This is a genomic window from Enterobacter sp. Taxon_2 (assembly GCF_058355295.1).
Map to the genome: position 1 here is coordinate 407327 of NZ_CM178024.1, position 15982 is coordinate 423308.

Below are 15982 nucleotides of genomic sequence, written 5' to 3' on the forward strand. Positions count from 1 at the left end.
GGGAATAGTCCCCTCCCGAAAGGGAGGGGAGACGCGTTACAAACTACCCGCCGGGCGCGTACGCGCCGCTGACGTCAGCGTTCTTCCCGTTTTACGCCCGTCCAGGCTTTCCAGACGCATCTGGAACGGTGGGAACGGCATATCAATACCGTGCTCGCGGAAGCCCGCCAGAATCAGCTGGTGGATCTCATGGCGCAGCGGCATACGGTGTCCCATTTCGGCGGCGTAGATACGCAGCTCGAAAATCTGGATCCCCTGCTGTAAATCCACAAGGAAGACTTCCGGTGCCGGGTTGTCGATCACCAGCGAGCAGCGCTCAGCGGCGGTGTAGAGGATCTGGGTGACCTCTTCGCTGTTAGCGTCCGACGGCGCCGGTACCGTCAGCACCACACGGGTAACGGAGTCTGACAGCGACCAGTTGATGAACTGCTCGGTAATAAACGCCTTGTTTGGCACGATGATCTCTTTCCGATCCCAGTCGCTGATCGTCGTCGCACGGGTGTTGATCTTCGTGATGCTGCCGGTCAGATCGCGGATCGTGACGGTATCGCCAATACGGATCGGTTTTTCGAACAGAATGATCAGGCCGGAGATGAAGTTGGCGAAGATCTCCTGTAAACCAAAACCTAACCCTACACCGAGCGCTGCCACCAGCCACTGGAGCTTCGACCACTCAATGCCGATCATCGAGAAGCCAACCAGCCCGCCAAACAGCATGATCAGATATTTGGTAATGGTCGTGATCGCATAGCCCGTACCCGGCGTTAAATCCAGATGCTGCAGCAGCGCCAGCTCCAGCAGCGCCGGGAAGTTACGCACCAGCTGGGTGGTGATGATCAGCACCAGAATGGCAATCAGTACCGCCCCCAGGGTAATCGGCTCCAGGCTTTCAACACCCTGCACCGTGGAGGTCACGTCCCAGAGCGAGATGTTCTCCAGGAAGCCAAACGCGGAGTGGATCTCCGACCACAGGAAGATGACCGAGAGGAGGGCAATCAGCATCAGGATGGAACGAACCAGGCGCAGGGACTGGGTGCTAATGGCATCCAGATCCAGTTCGACCTCGTCCGCTTCCGTTGTGCCTTCCGTACTGTTGACGTGGTTTGGTTCTTCCTCACCTCGCGCGCGCTGGGCGAGGATCTCCGCCCGGCGGTGCTTGGCACGGTCAAACGCCAGACGGCGGCGCTGGATCAGCATCCAGCGGCGGATCACGTGGTACACCACCAGAAGCAGGAACCAGATGGCCACCGAGGTTTCCAGCCTCGCCAGCAGCGCCTGCGCGGTTGCCAGATAGCCCACCGCGGCTGCCAGCATTGCAAACAGCGGCGCGCTAAGCAGCAGGTTCCAGAGCAGCCGGTTGAACATGTTGTCGCCGCTGCCGGATTTATCCAGATAGAGCGGAATACCCGCGCGTTTCAGGCTGAGCGTGACGATTGCCAGCGCCCCGCATATCAGCATAAAGCAGAGGCGGCCCAGCGAACCTGAGAATTCCCGGTCGTTGAGATTATCGAACATGATCAGCGCCATAATCAGCGGCACAATCAGCCCGATGCTCATCAGGTAGTAACGCATGGCGCGCGCAACGCGATTACGCGGCCAGCCAAAGTGGGTGATGAACAGGCCATTGGGGCGCGCGAAGGTGGCGCATATCATCACCACCCACAGCAGCGGCACCGTGGCGGTGACGCCATCGCCAATCGCTACCGCGAGCGGATAGGGCCAGGCTTCCCGCAGGCCATACCCCAGCGTCATCCACAACACCGGCAGCGGAGAGGCGACAAGAATCGACCAGAATACGGTGCGCAACGTTAGCCAGAAGTGATCCTGGGTGACTTTCCCGACCCTGGAACTGGAACGCTCGAGGAAACGGGTGAAATGTCTGCGCGAGTAAATGCTGAAGCCCACCAGAATCAACGCCCCCAGCAGCGGGAAAATGGTCTCTTTGCTGGTGAACATCATCACGCTGGCCTGTCCCAGCTGGCTGAAGGTGTCCAGCGAAATCAGGCGGCGCAGGTCCTGGACAATCTCAATCGGCCACGAGAAGGTCATCGGACGCACGTCGGACGTCCAGAAGAGATAACGGTGCGTCGCCTCGTTCACCTCTTTCAGCGCATCTTCCAGCTGGCTGTTAGAAACCTTCAGCTTGGTCAGCTCCAGAATCAGCGTATCCCCGCCCTGCAGCAGAGAGTTCAGCAGTTCACGCTGGGTACGCAGCTGGGCTTCCAGAATACGGTTTTGCTCGCTGGTCAGCTGCTGTCCATCAGCCTGACGGATCTGGCGGATTTGCGGCTGTTTATTGAGAAGATCTTCAAAGTGCAGGCGCTGAACGCGCAGCTGGGCCATCTCGGTATCCAGCTGCTGCGGCTTTGGCATTTCCGGCAGGCGCGCGACCTGGGCGCGCAGCGCTTCGCCCAGCAGGTTTGATGACCCGAGCCACTGTGACTGCTCGCGCAGGGTGTTTAACGCCTGACGAACCTGCAAGGTTTGATTGGTCGCCTGACGCTGCTGCGAGGCAACCAGATCCATACGCTGCGCCTGCTGATTCAGCGCGGCAGAAAGCTCACGGTTGACCTTAAACTGCTGGACGATGCCGGAAGGCAGGTTATCGCTGTTTTCTGCCAGCAGTTCGGTACTTTCCAGCGCGCGCTCCGCTTCACGCTGGCGCTGACTATTGAGCTGATTGCGCAGGGCCTGAAGGTAAGCATCCAGCTGCTCGCTCTGCTTCTGAGCGAGTTCAGAGCGCATTCGCGACAGCTCCTGGCGGTTATTGGCGGAAAGCTGCGCCAGCTCCAGCTCATCGACAAGGGCCTTCAGGCGAGCCGATTCTGCCTGCAGGCCCAGATTTTGGGCCTGCGCCTGTGGCGTGTTGCCGTTTTGCGTACCCACGCGGCGCTCAACTTCATTAAGCTGGCGACGGGCGTCGGTTTGCTGCTGCGGAAGCTGGCTGAGGGAGTCGGCAATTTCACGCGCTCGCTCCTGCTCCTGCTGAGCAAGGCGGCTCTTTTCCAGAAGCTGGCTGCTGACCTGCAGGATCTCCTGGTTCAGCGCGTCGGAGGTCATGCCTGCCGGCACATCGCGCGGTTCGTCACGCAGATTATTGAGCTGCGCGCGCAGCGTCTGGGAGAGTTTGGGGAAGTTGTCGATAACCTGCTGATACTGCTGAGCGCGCTCAAGCGAGCCTTTCCGCTCCTCAAGCGCGTTCAGGGCCGCCTGGAGCGACTCGACGGTCTCTGGCTGAGCGGGTTTGGCCGCTTTTGCCTGCTCCAGTTCCTGGGTTATCTGTTTGGCGTCGGGGGCTGTCGCTGCGTACGCCCCCATGCTGAGGCACCAGGCCATCAGTAGAACGATAATCGGGCGCACGTCAGCGATCCTTCTGTTGTTAGCCTTCGTCTTTTTTGTCGTCAACCAGCGGGCTGGCGTCGTGCTCGGCCTGGATCTCTTCCTGTGACAGCGGCGCAGGTTCTGCATCTGGCGTCACGAAGGTTTCTGTCGAGACCGCCAGCGGCTGGCCCAGTTTGGTGACCGACAGGCTTTCGAGTTGTTCAGCCAGCTTCACTTTGCCCGGCGCAAACAGGTTGATCACGGTGGAGCCCAGCTTGAAGCGACCCATTTCCTGACCTTTCAGCAGGGCCACAGAGCCTTCCGCTTCACCGGCAGGCCAGGTCCAGCGTTTGATCACGCCTTCACGCGGTGGAGTGATGGTGCCGGCCCAGACGGTTTCAATGCTGCCTACGATGGTTGCACCCACCAGAATCTGTGCCATAGGGCCAAATTCAGTATCAAACAGGCAGATGACGCGCTCGTTACGGGCAAACAGGTTCGGCACGTTCTGCGCGGTCAGGTGGTTCACGGAGAACAGATCGCCCGGGACGTAAATCATCTCGCGCAGGATGCCGTTACACGGCATGTGCACGCGGTGGTAGTCGCGCGGTGACAGATAGGTGGTGGCAAAGGTACCGTTGCGGAACAGATCCGCCATCAGGTAGTTACCCGCCAGCAGCGCTTCCAGGCTGTAGTTATGGCCCTTCGCCTGCAGGATTTTGTCGTCTTCGATGTTACCCAACTGGCTGATCACGCCGTCTGCCGGCATCACCAGGACGTTAGGGTCGGTGTTCAGCGGGCGCACGTCGTCACGCAGCGGGCGCACGAAGAATTCGTTGAAGGTGCGGTAGCTGGCGGTGTCCGGCTTCTGCGCCTCTTTCATGTCGACCTTGTAATATTTTACGAAAAGGTCGATGACCAGTTTGGTCAGCCAGCCCGCGCGTTTGCTTGCGCCCCAGCCCGCCAGGCGAGTGAGCCACAGTTTTGGCAGAATGTATTGAAGCGAAAGTTTAAATGCGTTTAACAAGGTAGCCTCCAGGCCATTGTTTTGTCGTTCCTGATCCGGCGTTAAGCCGCCGGAACCTGAAAAAAGGGGACGATTTTAGCGATGCTTAGCTTAGTTGTCAGTTATCAGAATCAGAAAAGTTTTTACGCGTTTTTACCTGATCCATGCTCTCAAGAATACGGTGGTAATTCTCGAAGCGGGTCTCCGCGATCTCGCCTTTCTCAACCGCTTCACGGATAGCGCAGCCTGGGTCGTTATCGTGTTTACAGTCGCGGTACTTGCAAGCGCCTAAATAATCATGGAATTCGACAAATCCGTTAAAGATTTGTTCCGGCTCCAGGTGCCATAAACCGAACTCTCGCACGCCCGGGGAGTCGATGACATCGCCCCCGTGCGGGAAGTGATACAGGCGTGACGCGGTGGTGGTGTGCTGGCCCAGGCCCGAGACATCAGAGACATCGTTGGTGAGGATCTCTTGCTGAAGGCCAAGCAGGTTGTTCAGCAGGCTCGATTTGCCCACGCCGGACTGGCCCGCAAAGATGCTGATGCGATCGGTAAGCGCCTCTTCCAGCGGTTTCAGGCCATCTTTGGTATAGCTGGAGACCATCAGAACGCGGTAGCCAATCTTGCGATAGATATCCATCTGCTCATTGACGAAGGCCATGCCGTCGTCGTCCAGCAGATCGATTTTGTTCAGCACGATAATCGGTTCAACCTGCAGCGTTTCGCAGGCGACGAGATATCGGTCGATAATATTGAGCGACAGTTCGGGCAAAATCGCCGATACGATAACAATCTGGTTAATGTTGGCGGCAATCGGTTTGACCCCGTCGTAGAAATCGGGACGGGTTAATACGGACGTGCGCTCATGGACCGCTTCAACGATGCCTTTTACCGTCACGCCTTCCGCCGCCTCTTTACCCGGCCGCCAGACGACGCGGTCGCCGGTCACCAGAGAACGAATGGTCCGGCGGATGTTGCAGCGGTGAATCGCACCATCGGCGGATTCCACGTCAGCGTGCATACCGAAACGGCTGATGACTACGCCTTCCGTTGGGTCGCCAAACAGGTTGTCGTCGTAATCGACCTTCTCCGCAGTGGTTTTAAGACGGCGCTGGTGATTGGCATTCACGCGGCGCTGCTGCCCTTTGGAGAGTTTATTTTTACTCAATCGCACTGGCTCCTGGTCGCCCGTAGGGGGCAAAACCTCTATGATACACTCTAATTAATACTAGTTAACCTGCTACTGCCGGTTATGCGAGAAGGGTGGAAAATAACATGAGCGCGGATGAAAACAACCTGATTTGGATCGATCTCGAAATGACCGGGCTGGATCCCGAGCGCGATCGCATTATTGAAATTGCAACCCTGGTGACGGACGCCAACCTGAATATCCTGGCGGAAGGGCCAACGATAGCGGTGCATCAGTCCGATGACCAGCTGGCGTTGATGGATGAGTGGAACGTGCGTACCCACACCGGCAGCGGTCTGGTGGAGCGGGTGAAGGCGAGCACTATGGGTGACCGTGAGGCGGAGCTGGCGACGCTTGAGTTCCTGAAACAGTGGGTTCCGGCAGGCAAATCGCCAATCTGTGGGAATAGCATCGGCCAGGATCGTCGTTTCCTGTTTAAGTACATGCCGGAGCTGGAGTCTTACTTCCACTACCGCTATCTGGACGTCAGCACGTTGAAAGAGCTGGCGCGTCGCTGGAAGCCTGAAATCCTCGACGGCTTTAAAAAGCAGGGGACGCACCAGGCGATGGACGATATCCGAGAGTCCGTGGCGGAGCTTTCCTACTACCGCGAAAACTTTATTAAGCTGTGATTTTGCGATCCGGCGCCTTGCGTGGCCGGGTTTTTGTCGTTAAATTGTTCAGCTTGCCGATTAAATAAGCATTTGAACTTAATTTCGAAAAAATCGCTTTAAGGGGGGTTGCAGCTAAAAGGATTTCTCGTATAATGCGCCTCCCGTAACGACAGAGAATTACACGTTACGACAGCAACAAAAGCAGTGCAGATTTGCGGGAATAGCTCAGTTGGTAGAGCACGACCTTGCCAAGGTCGGGGTCGCGAGTTCGAGTCTCGTTTCCCGCTCCAAAATTTGAAAGTGCTTCCACAGCACAGACTGCCCAAGCGGGAATAGCTCAGTTGGTAGAGCACGACCTTGCCAAGGTCGGGGTCGCGAGTTCGAGTCTCGTTTCCCGCTCCAAAATTTGAAAGTGCTTCCACAGCACGGACCACCCAAGCGGGAATAGCTCAGTTGGTAGAGCACGACCTTGCCAAGGTCGGGGTCGCGAGTTCGAGTCTCGTTTCCCGCTCCAAATTCTTCTTCATCTCTAAAATATCCACAGCGAAAAGCATCGCTGGGGACGTTTTCTGTTGTCTCTGAAATACTCTTGTGAACAGAGTTATCCACAGAAACTGCGCTTAACCGAAACAGGGTTAAAACTTAGCAGGGTGAATAATATCTTCGTAACGCACTGTATTTACAGTATAAAATTTGATTTCAAAATGTTATTGAGATCACTTGATCTCTTCTCCAGCCCAGATGGCGCTTGAGTTTGTAATTTTATTCACAGGCTGTGAATAGTTCAGGCATCCCGCGGAAGCCCTTTTTCAATCACCCTCACCAGACGCTGTTTCTTCGGGAGCTGCACCTCGACCACGCAGGCATTACGTTTCTCAATTTGCTGCGCAATCGCCCATTCTATGTGCTCATCAAGAAGTGGGTGCTCACCTCTACGGCTTTCAAGCGCCCGCACGTTCGCTTCATCCCACGGGGCATTACCCAGCGCGACGGCCACATTTCGCAGCCAGCGCAGATGCCCGATACGGCGAATGGCCGAACCTTCCGTCACCTTCAGGAACCAGGCCTCGGTCCAGGCGAACAGCTCGATGAGCGGCGGCGCATGGAGCGCCTTACGCGGGCTGAAATCCTCTTCGTCCGTAAGCTGCGAATAGCGGTTCCACGGGCAGATGAGCTGGCAATCGTCGCAGCCGTAGATGCGGTTGCCGATAAGCGGTCGGAACTCCTCTGGAATGGCCCCTTCCAGTTCGATAGTGAGGTAGGAGATGCAGCGGCGCGCATCAACGGTGTAAGGCTCGACGATGGCACCCGTTGGGCAGATGGTCATACAGGCCACGCAGCGGCCACAGTCTTCCTCTACCGGGCCGTCTACCGGCAGCGGTAAATCAATCAGCAGTTCACCCAGAAAGAAGAACGATCCGGCGTCGCGGCTGAGGATTAGTGAGTGCTTACCTGTCCAGCCAAGCCCGGCTTTTTCGGCAATCGGGCGCTCAAGAATAGGCGCAGAATCGACAAAAGGTCTAAAATTCAGCGAAACACAGTGCTGCTGAATAGTTTCCCCGAGTTTTTTTAAACGGTTACGCAAAAGCTTATGGTAATCACGTCCCAGGGCGTACCGGCTGACGTAACCCAAAGATGGATTTTTTAGCGTGCGCGCAAAGGCCGCGTTGGCGGGCAGATAGTTCATGCGCACGCTGATGACGCGTAATGTGCCCGGCAAAAGCTCGTGTGGACGGGCGCGCATCATGCCATGACGCGCCATCCACTCCATTTCGCCGTGGTATTGTTTGTCCAGCCAGGCCTGTAGTCTCGGCTCGCTGGCGGAAAGGTCGGTATCGGTAATACCCACCTTCTGGAAGCCAAGCTCAGCACCCCACTGTTTTATTTTTTGCGCTAATTCATTGAGATCGAGGGGCTGTGACATGACGGACCATACGGTGAAGAAAAACCCCGCAAGTATACCACATTCCATCTGGCATGCGGATGACCTCCGGCGCGCCGAAAAAGAGGCCGCAGACAGCCTCGGGATTACCCTGTATGAACTGATGCTACGCGCGGGTGAGGCGGCGTTTAACGTTGCCCGCAGCGCGTACCCGCAGGCCGCCCACTGGCTGATTCTGTGCGGTCACGGCAATAACGGCGGCGATGGCTACGTCGTCGCCCGTTTGGCGGTTGCGGCAGGTATCCGCGTGACCTTGCTGGCTCTCGAAAGTGATAAACCGCTGCCGGAAGAGGCCGGCGCGGCGCGGGAGGCGTGGCTTAACGCAGGCGGTGTGATCCATGCGCCTGATATCGTCTGGCCGGAAGAGGTGGATCTGATTGTTGACGGGCTGCTGGGCACGGGGCTGCGCAGCGCGCCTCGTGAGAACATTGCCGCACTCATTGAACACGCTAACAGACATTCCGCGCCGATAGTCGCCCTGGATATCCCCTCTGGCCTGATTGCACAAACCGGCGCGACGCCGGGGGCGGTGATTCAGGCTGCACATACGGTGACCTTCATCGCCCTCAAGCCGGGGTTACTGACCGGTAAAGCGCGGGATGTCGTCGGCGTGCTGCACCACAGTGCGCTGGGGCTGGAGAGCTGGCTCGCCGGGCAGGAAATGCGCATCGCGCGTTTTGATGCATCGCAGCTTGCAGCGTGGCTCCCGCCGCGCCGGCCGACCTCCCATAAGGGCGATCACGGCAGGCTGGTGATTATTGGCGGCGACCATGGTACGGCAGGTGCGATTCGCATGACCGGCGAAGCGGCTCTGCGCAGCGGTGCCGGATTAGTGCGAGTACTCACTCGCATTGAAAATATTGCGCCGATTATCACCGCCCGACCGGAGCTGATGGTGCATGAGCTTACGCCCCAGGCGCTTGAAGAGAGCCTCGAATGGGCGGATGTGGTGGTGATCGGTCCCGGGCTTGGGCAGCAGGCATGGGGTAAACAGGCCCTGCAAAAGGTCGAGAATTTTCGTAAACCGATGCTGTGGGATGCCGACGCGCTTAACCTTCTGGCAATAAACCCGGATAAGCGTCACAATCGCATTCTGACGCCACACCCCGGCGAAGCCGCGCGGCTGCTTAACTGCAGCGTGGCAGAAATTGAAAGCGATCGCTTACTTTCTGCTCAGTGTCTGGTAAAACGTTACGGAGGTGTTGCTGTTTTGAAAGGGGCAGGAACCGTTGTCGCCAGTGAGGAGACGCAGGGCATTATTGATGCCGGAAATGCGGGCATGGCGAGCGGCGGTATGGGCGATGTGCTTTCCGGCATCATCGGCGCATTGCTTGGACAGAAACTTCCCCTTTATGATGCAGCCTGCGCGGGCTGCGTGGCTCACGGCGTTGCGGCGGATAAACTGGCTGCGCGTTACGGTACACGCGGTATGCTGGCCACCGATCTTTTTTGCACGCTGCGGCGTGTTGTTAACCCGGATGTGATTGACGTAGAAAATGACTAATCGAGCGATTCCTTTACCTGATGAACAAGCCACTTTAGAACTCGGCAAGCGCGTGGCGCAGGCCTGTCAGGGGGCAACCGTCATTTATCTGTATGGTGATTTAGGTGCGGGTAAAACCACCTTTAGCCGGGGTTTTTTGCAGGCGTTAGGGCATAACGGGAATGTCAAAAGCCCAACCTACACGCTGGTAGAACCGTACACCCTTGGAAATCTCATGGTGTACCACTTCGATTTATACCGCCTTGCGGATCCTGAGGAGCTGGAATTTATGGGGATCCGTGATTATTTTGCCAACGACGCCATTTGCCTGGTGGAGTGGCCGCAACAAGGTGCGGGTGTGCTGCCTGACCCGGATGTCGAAATTCACTTAGATTACCAGGCACAAGGGCGTGAGGCACGCATCAGTGCTGTTTCCTCATCAGGCAGTTCCTTACTGGCGCGACTGGCCGGTTAAGCGTAGGGATGACGGGATGATAAATCGCGTTAAAGGTTGGTTGTTGGCTGCCACCGTGCTGCTGTGCGCGCAGGCCGGGGCGGCAAACCTCTCAGATATTCAGGTATCGAACGGCGAAAGCCAGGCCCGGATCACGTTCAGCTTTATGGGCGATCCTGAATATGCGTTTTCACAGCCAGACAGCCACAGCGTGGCGCTGGATATCAAACAGACAGGCGTGATTCAGGGGCTACCGCTGCGGTTCAGCGGTAACAACCTGGTGAAAAGTATCCGTTCGGGAACACCGCAGGATAGCCAGTCGCTACGCCTGGTGGTCGATCTGACCGAAAAGGGCATAACGAAGGCGGTGAAGCAGCAAAACGGGGCGAACTATACGGTGGTCTTTACCATCAATGCCGACGCACCGCCACCGCCTCCACCGCCGCCGGTCGTAGCGAAGCGCGTGGAAGAACCGATATATACGCCGCGTCCTTCTGAACCTGCGCGTAATCCGTTTAAATCGCAGAACGATCGCATTACTGCTGCAACCAGCAGCGATACGGTGACGCGTCCGGCGGCCAGCGCGCGACGCGCGACGGCCAGCGGTGACAAAGTGATTATCGCCATTGATGCGGGTCACGGCGGGGAAGATCCGGGGGCGATTGGCCCTGGCGGCACGCGAGAAAAAAACGTGACGATCGCTATCGCGCGTAAACTGCGTTCGCTACTCAATGACGACCCTATGTTTAAAGGCGTGTTGACCCGCGACGGGGATTACTTTATCTCCGTAATGGGACGCTCGGATGTGGCGCGTAAGCAAAACGCGAATTTCCTGGTCTCCATTCATGCGGACGCCGCACCGAATCGTAGCGCCACCGGCGCCTCGGTTTGGGTGCTGTCAAACCGTCGCGCCAACAGCGAAATGGCCAACTGGCTGGAAGAGCATGAGAAGCAGTCTGAACTGTTAGGCGGCGCGGGCGACGTGCTGGCGAACAGCCAGTCCGATCCGTACCTCAGCCAGGCGGTGCTGGATTTACAGTTCGGTCATTCTCAGCGCGTCGGGTATGATGTCGCCACTAACGTATTGAACCAACTGCAAAGCGTTGGCGTGCTGCATAAGCGTCGTCCGGAACATGCCAGCCTCGGCGTTCTGCGCTCGCCGGATATCCCGTCCATCCTCGTCGAGACGGGCTTTATCAGTAACAACGGTGAAGAGCGTCTGCTGGGAAGCGACAGCTACCAGCAGCAAATTGCCGAAGCGATTTATAACGGTCTGCGTAAATATTTTGATGCCCATCCGCTGCAGTCTGCGCCACAGAGTGGTGCTGGCCAGACGGCCAGCGCAGCGCTGCCGGGTGAGATGACCGCGACCAACTAAGGAGAATTCATGCCGATTCAGGTTCTACCGCCGCAGCTCGCGAACCAAATCGCCGCCGGTGAGGTGGTGGAACGCCCTGCGTCGGTGGTGAAGGAGCTGGTGGAAAACAGCCTCGATGCGGGCGCAACCCGCATCGATATTGATATCGAACGCGGTGGCGCGAAGCTTATTCGCATTCGCGACAACGGCTGTGGCATTAAAAAAGACGAGCTCGCGCTGGCGCTGGCCCGTCACGCCACCAGTAAAATTGCCTCTCTGGATGACCTGGAGGCGATTATTAGCCTCGGTTTTCGCGGTGAAGCGCTGGCCAGTATCAGCTCGGTTTCGCGCTTAACGCTGACCTCCCGTACCGCCGAACAGCAGGAAGCCTGGCAGGCTTACGCCGAAGGGCGCGATATGGATGTGACGGTGAAACCCGCAGCGCACCCTGTCGGCACGACGCTTGAAGTATTAGATCTCTTCTACAACACCCCCGCCCGACGCAAGTTTATGCGTACCGAGAAGACCGAGTTCGGCCATATCGACGAGATCATCCGGCGTATCGCACTGGCGCGATTCGATGTCACCATCAACCTCAGCCACAACGGCAAGGTGATGCGCCAGTATCGCGCGGTGGCAGAAGGTGGACAGAAAGAGCGCCGTTTGGGGGCGATCTGCGGTACGCCGTTCCTTGAACAGGCCCTGGCCATTGAGTGGCAGCACGGCGATCTGGCGCTGCGCGGCTGGGTTGCCGATCCAAACGCGAGCAGTGCTGCGTTTGCGGAGATCCAGTATTGCTACGTCAACGGCCGCATGATGCGCGACCGTCTCATCAATCACGCGATTCGCCAGGCCTGCGAAGACAAACTGGGTGCCGATCAGCAGCCTGCTTTCGTCCTTTATCTGGACATCGACCCCCACCAGGTGGATGTGAACGTCCATCCCGCCAAGCATGAGGTACGGTTCCACCAGTCGCGTCTGGTTCACGACTTCATTTATCAGGGCGTGGCCACCGTGTTGCAGCAGCAGGCAGAGCCAACGCTGCCGCTGGAGAACGACGCTACTGTACCGCGTCCGCTGCCCGAAAACCGTGTGGCGGCAGGGCGCAACCATTTTGCGGAGCCTGCTGTTGCGCGTGAACCGGAAGCCCCGCGTTACTCCCCGGCTGGTAGCGCGCCGCGTCCAACGGGCGCGAACTATCCGAATGCCCAGCCTGGCTATCAGAAGCAGCAGGGCGCGTTGTACCGCAAGCTGCTGGAAACGCCAGCCGTGGAACGTAAAGAGCACATTCCGGCCGCTCAGCCTTCTCTGGACGGCCATAGCCAGAGTTTTGGCCGGGTGCTGACGATTATCGCGCCGGATATGGCACTGCTTGAGCGTGACGGCAAATTGATGCTTCTGGCACTGCCGGTCGCCGAACGCTGGCTTAAGCAGGTGCAGCTCACGCCTGGCGAAAATGCCGCCTGCGCGCAGCCGTTGTTAATTCCGGTTCGCCTGAAAATATCCCCTGATGAAACAAGGGTATTGCAGCGCGCCGAGTCGCAGCTGGCGCAGATGGGTATTGAAACTGTGCTCGAACCACAACATGTGACAATTCGTGCAGTGCCTTTACCCTTACGCCAACAAAATTTACAAAACTTGATTCCTGAACTGATAGGCTACCTGGCGCAGCAAACAGCGTTTAATGCCGCCAACACCGCGCAGTGGATCGCCCGCCATCTGGCAAGCGAACACACGCCGTGGAGTATGGCGCAGGCCATTAGCGTGCTGGCGGAGGTGGAACGCCTCTGTCCGCATCTGGTGAAAACGCCGCCGGGTGGGTTATTACAACCTGTTGATTTACAAACGGCGATGAACGCCCTGAAACATGATTGACGCAAGTAAGGCGAGCCTGCCTAAGGCAATTTTTTTAATGGGCCCAACGGCCTCCGGCAAAACGGCGCTCGCCATTGAGTTGCGTAAAGTTTTGCCTGTAGAGTTGATTAGCGTCGACTCCGCCCTCATCTACCGGGGGATGGACATCGGCACGGCGAAGCCTGACGCAGAAGAGCTGCGTGCGGCACCGCACCGTTTGCTGGATATTCTCGACCCGGCTCAGGCGTACTCCGCAGCGGATTTCCGCCGGGATGCCTTAGCCGAGATGGCCGAGATAACGGCGGCGGGACGTATACCGCTGTTGGTTGGCGGAACCATGCTCTATTTCAAGGCGTTGCTGGAGGGATTGTCACCCCTGCCATCCGCGGATCCGGAAATAAGAGCGAAAATTGAGCAGCAGGCGGCAGAGCAGGGTTGGGACGTTTTGCATCAGCAACTGGCGGAAATTGACCCGGTTGCCGCAGCACGGATCCATCCAAATGATCCGCAAAGGCTTTCCCGGGCACTGGAAGTTTTTTTCATTTCGGGTAAAACTTTAACGGAACTGACGCAAACGTCAGGAGACGCTCTGCCGTATCAGGTGCATCAGTTCGCCATCGCCCCGGCGAGCCGTGAACTGCTCCATCAGCGAATTGAGCAGCGTTTTCATCAGATGTTAGCTTCAGATTTTGAAGCAGAAGTGCGGGCGCTATTTGCCCGTGGAGATTTGCATACGGACATGCCTTCCATTCGTTGTGTGGGATACCGCCAGATGTGGTCGTATCTTGAAGGTGAGATTTCATACGATGAAATGGTTTATAGAGGTGTTTGCGCCACGAGACAGTTAGCGAAGCGCCAGATCACCTGGTTGCGCGGTTGGGACGGCGTTCACTGGTTAGACAGTGAAAAACCGCAACAGGCGTTAAACGAAGTGATTGAGGTTGTTGGTGATATCGCTCACTGAATGTGTACAATTGAGACGTATCGTGCGCAATTTTTCAGAATCGCAAGGTTCTAAGTACAAAACAAGCATATAAGGAAAAGATAGAATGGCTAAGGGGCAATCTTTACAAGATCCGTTCCTGAACGCATTGCGTCGGGAACGTGTTCCAGTTTCTATTTATTTGGTGAATGGTATTAAGCTGCAAGGTCAGATTGAGTCTTTCGATCAGTTTGTGATTCTGTTGAAAAACACGGTCAGTCAGATGGTCTACAAGCACGCTATTTCTACTGTTGTTCCGTCCCGTCCGGTATCTCATCACAGCAATAACGCTGGCGGCGGCACTGGTAGTAACTACCATCATGGCAGCAGCGCGCAGGGCTCTTCAACGCCGGCGCAGGACAGCGACGAAACCGAATAAGGTTTCGCACTGTTATCCACACGGGGAGCCAGGGATCCTGCGTTCCCCGCTGATCTTTTTAGAGAGGTTTACGCTTGTTTGACCGTTATGATGCCGGTGAGCAGGCGGTGCTGGTACACATCTATTTTTCGCAAGACAAAGATATGGAAGACCTCCAGGAGTTTGAATCTCTGGTCTCTTCCGCCGGTGTCGAAGCAATGCAGGTGATTACCGGTAGCCGTAAAGCGCCGCACCCAAAGTATTTTGTTGGTGAAGGTAAAGCAGTCGAAATTGCGGATGCCGTAAAAGCAACCGGCGCGTCAGTCGTGTTGTTTGATCATGCGCTGTCTCCAGCCCAGGAGCGCAACCTGGAAGCCCTTTGCGAATGCCGTGTTATCGATCGCACGGGTTTGATTTTAGATATTTTTGCTCAGCGTGCACGTACCCACGAAGGGAAACTGCAGGTTGAGCTGGCGCAGCTGCGCCATCTGGCAACGCGTCTGGTGCGTGGCTGGACACACCTTGAAAGACAAAAAGGCGGGATTGGTTTGCGCGGCCCGGGTGAAACCCAGCTCGAAACCGACCGTCGTTTGCTGCGTGGCCGAATTACCCAGATCCTCTCACGTCTGGAACGTGTAGAGAAACAGCGTGAACAGGGACGTCGGGCGCGAACGAAAGCCGACATCCCGACGGTGTCGCTGGTGGGCTATACCAACGCCGGTAAATCCACCCTGTTTAACCAGATAACCGAGGCCCAGGTGTATGCCGCAGACCAGCTGTTTGCGACCCTGGACCCTACGCTGCGCCGTATTGACGTTGCAGACGTCGGTGAAACGGTGCTGGCGGATACCGTAGGGTTTATCCGCCATCTGCCGCATGACCTGGTGGCGGCGTTTAAAGCCACCCTGCAGGAGACGCGACAGGCGACTCTGCTGCTGCATGTGATTGATGCGGCAGACGTGCGCGTGCAGGAGAACATCGACGCGGTAAACGTGGTGCTCGAAGAGATCGACGCCCATGAGATCCCAACGCTGTTGGTCATGAATAAGATCGATATGCTGGACGATTTCGAACCGCGTATCGACAGAGATGAAGAGAACAAACCGATTCGGGTCTGGCTTTCTGCCCAGACCGGTATTGGTGTGCCACTGCTTTTCCAGGCTTTGACAGAACGTCTTTCCGGTGAGGTAGCTCAGCACACGCTGCGACTGCCGCCACAGGAAGGCAGGCTGCGCAGCCGGTTTTATCAGCTTCAGGCGATAGAAAAAGAGTGGATGGAGGATGACGGCAGCGTGGGGATGCAGGTGCGTATGCCGATCGTTGACTGGCGTCGCCTCTGTAAACAAGAACCTGCGCTGGTCGACTATATCGTCTGATCAGAAAGGGGATGCCTGAATAATTCGCCCTTGCATAACAAAT

Annotated in this window: 12 protein-coding genes and 3 tRNA genes; 11 read left to right on the plus strand and 4 right to left on the minus strand. The window is 57.0% G+C overall.

The genetic code is table 11. The annotated features are described in order from the left end of the window. Nucleotides 1–36: 36 nt before the first annotated feature. The 3 genes from mscM to rsgA all read right to left on the minus strand — a co-directional run bounded on the left by mscM (nucleotide 37) and on the right by rsgA (nucleotide 5498). Nucleotides 37–3360, minus strand: a complete 3324-nt coding sequence (mscM, locus tag AC4IC4_RS01875) for a miniconductance mechanosensitive channel MscM (protein WP_491472046.1) — start codon at nucleotides 3358–3360, stop codon at nucleotides 37–39. Nucleotides 3361–3379: 19 nt separating this feature from the next. Beyond that, the gene (asd, locus tag AC4IC4_RS01880; RefSeq protein ID WP_463726492.1) at nucleotides 3380–4348 is read right to left on the minus strand and encodes an archaetidylserine decarboxylase; all 969 of its coding nucleotides are present in this window, start codon (nucleotides 4346–4348) and stop codon (nucleotides 3380–3382) included. A 97-nt stretch (nucleotides 4349–4445) separates the two neighbouring features. Further along, nucleotides 4446–5498 (minus strand): small ribosomal subunit biogenesis GTPase RsgA, encoded by a 1053-nt coding sequence (gene rsgA, locus AC4IC4_RS01885; protein ID WP_008502927.1) that lies wholly within the window; start codon nucleotides 5496–5498, stop codon nucleotides 4446–4448. A 107-nt stretch (nucleotides 5499–5605) separates the two neighbouring features. Between rsgA and orn the strand changes: the two genes are divergently transcribed. The 4 genes from orn (at nucleotide 5606) to AC4IC4_RS01905 (ending at nucleotide 6647) form a co-directional block, all read left to right on the plus strand. Next, nucleotides 5606–6151 (plus strand): oligoribonuclease, encoded by a 546-nt coding sequence (gene orn / locus AC4IC4_RS01890; protein WP_008502926.1) that lies wholly within the window; start codon nucleotides 5606–5608, stop codon nucleotides 6149–6151. Between the two features lie 196 nt (nucleotides 6152–6347). Continuing rightward, nucleotides 6348–6423, plus strand: a tRNA-Gly gene (locus tag AC4IC4_RS01895). A gap of 36 nt (nucleotides 6424–6459) precedes the next feature. Continuing rightward, nucleotides 6460–6535 (plus strand) — tRNA-Gly (locus tag AC4IC4_RS01900). Nucleotides 6536–6571: 36 nt separating this feature from the next. Further along, nucleotides 6572–6647: transfer RNA gene (locus tag AC4IC4_RS01905), tRNA-Gly, on the plus strand. A gap of 270 nt (nucleotides 6648–6917) precedes the next feature. Here the strand turns inward: AC4IC4_RS01905 and queG are convergent. Continuing rightward, a complete protein-coding gene (gene queG / locus AC4IC4_RS01910; protein WP_491472047.1) occupies nucleotides 6918–8057 on the minus strand; it encodes a tRNA epoxyqueuosine(34) reductase QueG in 1140 nt (379 codons plus the stop codon). Between queG and nnr the strand changes: the two genes are divergently transcribed. The 7 genes from nnr (at nucleotide 8056) to hflX (ending at nucleotide 15939) form a co-directional block, all read left to right on the plus strand. Next, nucleotides 8056–9579: a bifunctional ADP-dependent NAD(P)H-hydrate dehydratase/NAD(P)H-hydrate epimerase gene (nnr, locus tag AC4IC4_RS01915; RefSeq protein ID WP_491472048.1), complete on the plus strand. Its 1524-nt coding sequence runs from the start codon at nucleotides 8056–8058 to the stop codon at nucleotides 9577–9579. The genes queG and nnr overlap by 2 nt on opposite strands. Then, the gene (tsaE, locus tag AC4IC4_RS01920; protein WP_491472049.1) at nucleotides 9572–10033 is read left to right on the plus strand and encodes a tRNA (adenosine(37)-N6)-threonylcarbamoyltransferase complex ATPase subunit type 1 TsaE; all 462 of its coding nucleotides are present in this window, start codon (nucleotides 9572–9574) and stop codon (nucleotides 10031–10033) included. Before nnr ends, tsaE begins: the two co-directional genes overlap by 8 nt. Before the next feature lie 16 nt (nucleotides 10034–10049). Continuing rightward, nucleotides 10050–11390 carry an N-acetylmuramoyl-L-alanine amidase AmiB gene (gene amiB, locus AC4IC4_RS01925; protein ID WP_024907338.1) on the plus strand — a complete coding sequence of 447 codons (1341 nt, stop codon included), beginning with the start codon at nucleotides 10050–10052 and terminating at the stop codon, nucleotides 11388–11390. A 9-nt stretch (nucleotides 11391–11399) separates the two neighbouring features. Further along, entirely contained in the window at nucleotides 11400–13244 is a 1845-nt protein-coding gene (gene mutL / locus AC4IC4_RS01930) for a DNA mismatch repair endonuclease MutL (protein WP_491472050.1), read from the plus strand. Beyond that, nucleotides 13237–14187: a tRNA (adenosine(37)-N6)-dimethylallyltransferase MiaA gene (gene miaA, locus AC4IC4_RS01935; protein ID WP_032651346.1), complete on the plus strand. Its 951-nt coding sequence runs from the start codon at nucleotides 13237–13239 to the stop codon at nucleotides 14185–14187. The genes mutL and miaA overlap by 8 nt, the downstream gene beginning before the upstream one ends. An 85-nt stretch (nucleotides 14188–14272) precedes the next feature. Further along, complete coding sequence (gene hfq, locus AC4IC4_RS01940) at nucleotides 14273–14584, plus strand: RNA chaperone Hfq (RefSeq protein ID WP_023334248.1); 312 nt, start codon at nucleotides 14273–14275, stop codon at nucleotides 14582–14584. A gap of 74 nt (nucleotides 14585–14658) precedes the next feature. Continuing rightward, nucleotides 14659–15939 (plus strand): ribosome rescue GTPase HflX, encoded by a 1281-nt coding sequence (gene hflX, locus AC4IC4_RS01945; protein ID WP_023310136.1) that lies wholly within the window; start codon nucleotides 14659–14661, stop codon nucleotides 15937–15939. Nucleotides 15940–15982: the final 43 nt, after the last annotated feature.

Excerpts from the sequence above, each read along its gene's own strand:
- amiB (WP_024907338.1), top strand. The coding sequence starts at position 10,050 with ATGATAAATCGCGTTAAAGGTTGGTTGTTGGCTGCCACCGTGCTGCTG.
- orn (WP_008502926.1), top strand. The coding sequence starts at position 5,606 with ATGAGCGCGGATGAAAACAACCTGATTTGGATCGATCTCGAAATGACC.
- nnr (WP_491472048.1), top strand. The coding sequence starts at position 8,056 with ATGACGGACCATACGGTGAAGAAAAACCCCGCAAGTATACCACATTCC.
- mutL (WP_491472050.1), top strand. The coding sequence starts at position 11,400 with ATGCCGATTCAGGTTCTACCGCCGCAGCTCGCGAACCAAATCGCCGCC.
- tsaE (WP_491472049.1), top strand. The coding sequence starts at position 9,572 with ATGACTAATCGAGCGATTCCTTTACCTGATGAACAAGCCACTTTAGAA.
- miaA (WP_032651346.1), top strand. The coding sequence starts at position 13,237 with ATGATTGACGCAAGTAAGGCGAGCCTGCCTAAGGCAATTTTTTTAATG.
- hfq (WP_023334248.1), top strand. The coding sequence starts at position 14,273 with ATGGCTAAGGGGCAATCTTTACAAGATCCGTTCCTGAACGCATTGCGT.
- queG (WP_491472047.1), bottom strand. The coding sequence starts at position 8,057 with ATGTCACAGCCCCTCGATCTCAATGAATTAGCGCAAAAAATAAAACAG.